This window comes from Robiginitalea sp. SC105, from assembly GCF_014243345.1.
Taxonomy (GTDB): domain Bacteria; phylum Bacteroidota; class Bacteroidia; order Flavobacteriales; family Flavobacteriaceae; genus Robiginitalea.
Genome location: NZ_JACLZF010000001.1, coordinates 1,655,059 through 1,662,582, shown reverse-complemented (window position 1 = coordinate 1,662,582; position 7,524 = coordinate 1,655,059). Strand labels below are relative to the sequence as shown.

The window sequence follows — 7,524 nt, the reverse complement described above, 5'->3', positions numbered from 1 at the left end:
ATCCGTAAGCGTATAGGTGCCGTCGGCGTTGTCCAGTACCGTGGCGATCTTCGCATCGAAGATCGTGGTGGCCCCGTTCTCATCCGTGTAAGTGAAGGTGCCGTCCCCGTTGTCCGTAAGGGTGGAAAGGGATGTATCGCTGATAGTGGTTACGTTCCCTGCAGCGTCTGTAAAATCGTACGTCCCATCGCCGTTATCGGTGAGGGACACATTGCTTGCGGCCGCATTGATCTCGTCGATCGCATCCTGAACATTGTTCGCCGTAAGACCAGATGCACTATTGTCATACGGGTTGGTGGCGGCTTCCGTAAATATCTGCTGGACATTCCCGGCTTCGTCCGTATAGGTATACGTCCCGCCCCCGCTGTCTACCAGGGTGGATACCGAGGTGTCCGTAATGGTGGTGACATTGCCAGCGGCGTCAGTAAAGTCATATGTCCCGTCACCGTTATCGGTGAGGGATACATTTCCTGTAGCTGCGTTGATTTCGTCAATCGCATCCTGTACGGTGGTACCGGCCAGCCCCGAGGTGGTATTGTCATAACTGACCTCCGCCGCGGTTTGGTCGTCCGTATCCACCAAGGCTGCAATGTCGGCAAGGGGCACGCTGACGATGTTCCCATCGCTGTCGGTAATTACGAGGTCGGTGCCGGCCACCGAAAAGCTTACATTCGTGGTATTCGTGTCCAGGACGGATGCCAGGTCGGACAGGAGGATGCTCACCGTATTGCCATCGCTGTCCGTAAGATTAAGGTTGGTGCCGTCCTCCGTCAGGCTGGCGTTGGTGGTATTCGTATCTGTGAGGGCCGCGATATCGGCTACCGGAACACTCACGGCGTTCCCATCGCTGTCGGTGATCACCAGGTCCGTGCCCGAAACGGCAACCGAAGTATTTGTCGTATTGGTATCCGTAACCGAGGCCACGATATCCGCAACCGGCACGCTAAGGGTATTCCCATCACTGTCAGTCAGCACCAGGTTCGTTCCGACAACCCCCATGGACGCATTCCTGGTGTTGGAATCGCTGGATGTCAGTTCCCAGGAATTCCCGTCCCAGAAATAGATGGTCCCGGTATTCGTGTTGACGTAGATGTCTCCGGTATCCGCACCTGATGGAGTTGTCAGGCCCGGAGCGGTCACGGCAGTACCACTCAGCACCTCACAGTTGCACTGATCTGCAAGATTTACCGTGGTTTGGGCAAACCCTGTGGCGGACAGAAGCAACAGGAAGAGCAATAAGCTGAATTTTTTCATGATACCTGGATTATCGGTAAAAAGCTTGTTGAAAGTCATGGCAGAGCGCTTATGGAAGCCTAAATGGATTGGATTCCCGAAGGTTTTCCTTTTTGATAAAAACCCGTTTTGGGGTCAAAAAGGGATTGTTTTAAAGCGTTCAAGACATTGGGGGGAAATACCACGATTTTTGTCATGGCTGCAATGATCTCTCTATTCGGATTTTGGTTCGTCATTGGTTTGATTCGGTTGGTGTTGCTTGGAACACAGTATTTTATAACCTTACAATAATAGCCTGACCCAGGGGGGGCGGGAAATAAATGTTGTGAAGGGAGCATATTCCACAGTAAAGGGCTTTATTCCTGAAGTCAGGACCCCCGAAACCCTGTCGTTTTTAGCAGGTCGTTAATCGATAAGCCTCGTATTGACGGGCATTTCCAAAGCCTGATTTTGTAAGAAAAAGGATTCAAAAACCCTCTGGACCAACGGGGTAATATCTTCGGCGTTCAACGCGATTAACAGCGATAAATCAAGTGCGTGAGGCATGGGAAGTACCCATCGGGAAATCCGGCTGAGGAAACCGGGCTAATCCCGGTTGACCCTATAGGTAATCCGCCGGTTGGTAATTACGGAGCCCACCCGGACGCTGAGCGTCCCGGTATTGGAGATGGCCTCCGTACCGCACACATAGGAAGGGTTATCAACGCGAACACGGTAGAGGTATCCATTCATGGTTAGCTGCACAGCGTTCAGTGTCAGCGTCCCTGTCTGTGTACCGGAATACGTGCCGTCATCGACCAGGTCTGTAAAGGAGCCCCCCCCGTTTGTGCTGACCTGCCACTGATAGGTATCTGCCTGATCGGTTATGGCACTGAATGCACCGTTCTGCCCGGCCAGTAAAACCTGGTTGGTTGGTTGACCCGTTACACTGGCAGCGCTTTCGGCCTGCAGGAAATCATCCGTCAGGTCCGAATCCCGGTCGGCTGGAGCCGTGTAGCCGTCTGTCTGATTGGTCCCTGTCACCCGGCCGGCAGCGTTTACCGAGGTAGGCGCATCTGCCAGGATGCCGTCCGAATCCCCGTCTGAAAAACCGGCTTCGAGGACGTCGGGACACCCGTCCCCGTCGCTGTCCAGGTCCATGTGGTTGGCAAGTCCGTCACCGTCCGGGTCCAGGTTGGCGCATATACCAAACCCATTGAGGGTGCAGAAGTCCGGGTCGCGGTAATTCGGGATCCCGTCCGAATCGTTATCAGCACTTGGGTCCACCCCGCCCGATTCGACCAGGTCCGTAATCCCATCGTTATCGTCATCTTCGTCCTGTGTATCCCCCACCCCATCCAAATCATTATCATCTGACAACGTGATCGTTACAGCAGCCGTATCGCATAAACCAAAGGAATCGCAAACCTGATATGTAAAGTTGTCCGTTCCTGTGAACCCCGGGTCCGGCGAATAGGTAAATCCGCCATCGGCAGCCAGCACCAGGGTGCCATTGGATACATTGCTGACGGGTGTCGTACTCACAGACAGAACATCCCCGGAATCGTCATCCAGGTCGTTTCCTAGAAGGCCGGCGGCAGCGATATTGAGGTTTGCACCTTCGGTGGAGGTATAATTGTCCGGGAAAGCACAGGGAATGTTGCGCACCTGGATAATATCCAAAGGATCGGTGGTTGGCGAGCAATCCTCAAGCGGTGCGATTCCCAACTGGTAATCCCCGGCCGCATCGATAGTTACATTATCCATGCCTACCCCGCGGATTTCGGACAAGCCATTGTCCGGAAACACTACCCCAGGCGTGAGGGAGTACCATACGTATTCTGCGGAGGCAGATAAAAATTCCGCCTGGAGGGTCCTTGTTTCGCCCGAGGTACAAGTATCAAAATCCCCGGGATCTGCAATCGCGGTATTGACCTGTGTATCCGCGGCACTCCCCAGGAAGACATACGGCCCGGCAAAATCCTTTAGGGAGGAAGTAAATGAGGAGGAAGTCCTGGACTTACTCAGAATAGCGCTGAATGGTGAATCACAGGCTGCCCCGCTACCAAATAAGGCCCGGGGATCGAATCCCAGTTGGGTAAAGTTTATTCCCACCTCGGCCATGTAACCCGCCTGGTAACTGGTATCGTATCCCGAGGTGTTTGTGGTGCCCCAGGGGGGTGCGGCGGTAGCTAATGTATTTACATTGCTCAGGAGTGAACCAGCCGGAACCACGATCTGTCCGTATCCGTAGGTACTGCCACCATCAATATTGGTACCCCAGGTAAACGTGGAAGTGCCTCCGGGAGACGTCCCGGGGGCAAACTCGGTACGCTCCACCCAAAGGCGGACTTCAACCCCTGTAACACCTCCCCCGCTATAGGAGAATCCCACGATCATGTCGCCAATGGTCGTTACGTTGCCGAATGCGTCAAAGCGCCAGGCCGTATGGCCTTCGTCCGGTCCCGAATTCTGGAAACCGCCTCCCGAAGTTTGCAACTCGGATACAAATAATTCAAAATCGATAAAATGGTTTCCGTTTGAAGACAGGGTAGATATCATCATATTCACCCAGAGGTCGTCAGTGACATCCACCCCGTCTCGCCGCATATGAACCCCCATATCCACAATATCCGTTTTGTCTGGGACGGTCCCGTTACCATTAGTCCAGGCAAGCATGGGGTTATCCCCATTTTTTCCAGCTATAAAAACCGATTGGTCATTACTCGTTGAGGAAATATGATCTCTCCCAAACCGGGTGGAGTACCAGATATAGCCATTGTTTGTGGCATAATTCGGGATGCTCTGGTCCAGGTCAAAAGCGATATTATTGCCGGCGGCAAGCTGAGCCGCATACCCCATAGCGGTTGCACTGGCTTCATCCACTACCCCAGATCCGCTTAGTCCTCCGAAAAACCAGTCATCTGTGGTGGGTCCGGAAAGCACGTCCCCGGAATACGCATCCGCCTCAATGCCAAATTGGGCACCGACTCCGGATTGGCCCAGGACGGGTGTGGTGAATATGAAAAGGAAAAATAAAGGGATAAGGGCCGGTATGCCTGAGGCATGGCTCCTGGAACGAATTCTATGGATATAAAAAACCATTTGTGGATGTTTGGCAGACCTTGATTGCGCGAACCAAAGGCAATGAACCTTGTTTTCCGTGATGGTTTCAAATATAGACCATGCCTGAGGCAACGCCTTTTTTATGTTGTGAAACGGCGATAAAACCGGGTCGGAATACGAAAAGATGTAGTGTGACAGAAAATTCCGCAAGCAGATATGCGTATTTCATCGATCAGGCGCCATGAAATGGGGCTCCGGAAGCGCCCGATTTATCAGGATATCGCGCGACATCCCAAGCCAAGGGCAGAAAATCAGCAGGCTCCTATTCAAAGATGATGAACTCCGAACGGCGGTTGAGCTGGTGTTCCTCGTCGGAGCAACGCACCCCGTCCACACAGCGGTTGATCAGGCGGCTTTCTCCGAAACCTTCCCCCTGCAGCCGCTCGGGTGCGATCCCCTTGGAGATCATATACCGCACGGTGGCATCTGCCCGCCGCTGGGACAGGTTCAGGTTATAGGCTGCCGGTCCGCGGCTGTCCGTATGGGAATTCGCCTTGATCTTCAGGCTGGGGTACTTCTCCATGGCCGCGATCACCTTCTGTATCTCGATCTCTGCATCCGGGCGGATGACCGCCTTGTCGAAATCAAAATAGATGGTACTCAGCTGCAGGAGCTTGGCCAGGTCATCTCCGTATCCAGCCGTGACAGATTCAGGCTCCAGGTAGAAATCCACCACCCGGGGCTTCCCGTCGGATGGGGAGAGGTACTCCTCGGCCGGTATGTAGCCTTCCCGGGACGCCCGGACAAAATTCGCCTGGTTGCAATCCAGGGTAATCTCGTAGTTGCCGTTTGTATCTGTAATGGCGGAAGACACTTCGTTGTTTTGCTCGTCGATGATCCGGACGGTTGCGCCAGCAAGCACTTCATTGGTGATCTTGTCCCGTACCGTACCGGTAATGGATTGGATGCACTCAAACTGCAGGGGACGCGTCTCGATGAAGCCGTAGATATCGTCCCCGCCCATACCTTCCGGACGGTTGGATGCAAAATAGCCCTCCCGCGTCTCATCTGAAATCACATAGGTAAAGTCGTCCCAGGCCGAATTAACGGGTTTGCCCACGTTTTGGACAGATCCCTTCCAGGGCAGGTAATCCAGTTTAGTCGCAAAGATATCCAGCCCCCCAAGGCCCGGATGCCCGTCAGAGGAAAAATAGAGGATGCCTTCCGAGCTGACAAAGGGAAAGGTTTCCCGGGCTTCCGTGTTGATTTTCGGCCCGAGGTTTTCAGGCTGGCTAAAGGTACCGTCCTCTTTTATGATAACCCGCCATAGGTCGGACTGCGCCGGGGAATCCCCGTTACCCACGCGGGACCCGGGCATATCCGAGGCAAAATACAGCACCTTGCCGTCCGCGCTGAGGGCCGGGTGTGCTACCGAATAGCTGTCGCTGTTGAACGGAAGTTCCTCGATGGTTGACCATACCCCGTCAATTTTTTCGGCCCGGTAGATCTTCAGGCGCACAAAGCCTTCCTGGTCGCGCGCGAACTTGCCCTCCCGGACATTGTTCCGGGTAAAATAAAGCGTATTCCCATCCGGGCTCAGGGCGGAGGTCGATTCGTGGAAACGGGAATTCACCCCTTCCACCTTGGTGACCCGATGGCCCCGGGCGCTATCCGGGGATACTTCGTACAGGTCCAGGAAATCCTGTGAATTCCAGGTGTGGCGGTACCGGGCCAGGTTACCCGTATCCCGGTCCGACGAGAATAACAGCCCCTCTCCGGTCAGGGACGGGGCAAAATCTGAGTAGCGGGAATTGAACACAAAGGGGGTCATGTCGTAGCGGCCCGAATTTGCTTCAATCTCTGCCCGGTAATCCCGGTTGGCTTCAAAAAGTTCCGCCCGGGCATCGGACGAGGCCCGCGTGATTTCCGTAAACCGCTGCATGATCGAATCGGCACGGTCCAGCTTCCCGGTGCTGCGAAGCGCCTGGGCGTAGCGGAAATAATAATCCGGGGTGGCCTCCGCTTCAAATTCCTCGAGCAGCCGGCCGTAGGATTCGGCTGCCTTTTCGTAATCCGCGTTGAAATAGTAAGTGTTTCCGAGTCGTTGCAACAGTTCTGCCGTTACGTACCCGCGGTCCACCACTTTCTGATAGATGTCCTGGGCCGGTTTGAAGGAATAGTCGGTGTATTGCCGGTCCGCACGCTCAACAAGCCGCTGCTGGGCATTCAGGATGCCACTTCCCAGCAGGGAGATCAGAAGGATGGAACAAAAATGCTTCATGTTTCTTTGATATTTAGAAGAAACGAGGTGAAATCATCCGCTGGAACGACCGGATGAGTTCCCAGCGGACAAACAGTTCGAAAGACCCGTCGTTGAACTGCGTACCGCCCAGTTCCGTTGTTTCCCGGTCATAGGCCAGCCCGATCATCAGTTGCTCGTTGAGCTGGAAGCCGATGAGACCGCTGACCGCCGCATCCCACCGGTAGGCTGCTCCGAAGGAAAATTTCTCGTTGAACAGGAAGGTCCCGGACAGGTCCAGTTGCAGCGGCGCACCGCTTACCACCTTGGTCAGAAGTGCCGGTTTGAATTTCATATTGGGGTTCAGGTCAAACACATACCCGGTAATCATGTAGAAGTTCACCCGGTCCACCGAGAGGAACTGGTCGGACTCCCCTTGCTGGTCCGAGTTGTCAAAATGCTCGGATTGCAAAAGGTTTGGGGCGGAAACCCCCGCATAGAAACGGTCCGTATGGTAATAGATCCCCAGGCCAAAGTTGGGCGTAAACCGGTTGTCGATATTGTCCGCATCCACGGTTTCCTCCTGGTAACGTGCCAATCCTGTAAAATCCAGGCTCAGCAGGTTTCCACCCACCTTCAGGCCAAAGGAGAGCTTGGCATCCCGGGAAACATCAATGGTATAGGAAATGACCCCATCCACGTAGGTTTCCTGTACTACCCCATCGCCAATGTTGTCATTGACCACAGATATCCCGTACCCCAGGCGCGAATTCCGGATGGGGGAATGCATATTGAGCGTAAAGGTTTTGGGGGCGCCTTCCAGGCCCACCCACTGGGACCTGTAGAGCGCAGCCACGCTCAACTGCCCCCGGGATCCCGCATAAGCCGGGTTCACCGTCATGGTATTGTACATGTACTGCGTATACTGGGCATCCTGCTGGGCATGGCCCAGGGTTGCCGCCAGGGCTAGCAACAGCAGGGAAATCGGGCGTGCAATCTTGCGCATG

4 protein-coding genes are annotated in these 7,524 nt (G+C 54.4%); all 4 read right to left on the bottom strand.

What is annotated here, in order from left to right; genetic code table 11:
* The coding region (locus H7F20_RS07385; protein ID WP_185785461.1) for a hypothetical protein at positions 1–1,254 on the bottom strand (1,254 nt) is incomplete at its 3' end.
* A 564-nt stretch (positions 1,255–1,818) separates the two neighbouring features.
* Positions 1,819–4,317 carry an Ig-like domain-containing protein gene (locus tag H7F20_RS07380; RefSeq protein WP_185785460.1) on the bottom strand — a complete coding sequence of 833 codons (2,499 nt, stop codon included), beginning with the start codon at positions 4,315–4,317 and terminating at the stop codon, positions 1,819–1,821.
* Between the two features lie 283 nt (positions 4,318–4,600).
* Complete coding sequence (locus H7F20_RS07375) at positions 4,601–6,559, bottom strand: OmpA family protein (RefSeq protein WP_185785459.1); 1,959 nt, start codon at positions 6,557–6,559, stop codon at positions 4,601–4,603.
* Positions 6,560–6,572: 13 nt separating this feature from the next.
* The gene (locus H7F20_RS07370) at positions 6,573–7,523 is read right to left on the bottom strand and encodes a type IX secretion system membrane protein PorP/SprF (protein WP_185785458.1); all 951 of its coding nucleotides are present in this window, start codon (positions 7,521–7,523) and stop codon (positions 6,573–6,575) included.
* Position 7,524 lies beyond the last annotated feature (1 nt).

Excerpts from the sequence above, each read along its gene's own strand:
- H7F20_RS07380 (WP_185785460.1), bottom strand. The coding sequence starts at position 4,317 with ATGGTTTTTTATATCCATAGAATTCGTTCCAGGAGCCATGCCTCAGGC.
- H7F20_RS07370 (WP_185785458.1), bottom strand. The coding sequence starts at position 7,523 with ATGCGCAAGATTGCACGCCCGATTTCCCTGCTGTTGCTAGCCCTGGCG.
- H7F20_RS07375 (WP_185785459.1), bottom strand. The coding sequence starts at position 6,559 with ATGAAGCATTTTTGTTCCATCCTTCTGATCTCCCTGCTGGGAAGTGGC.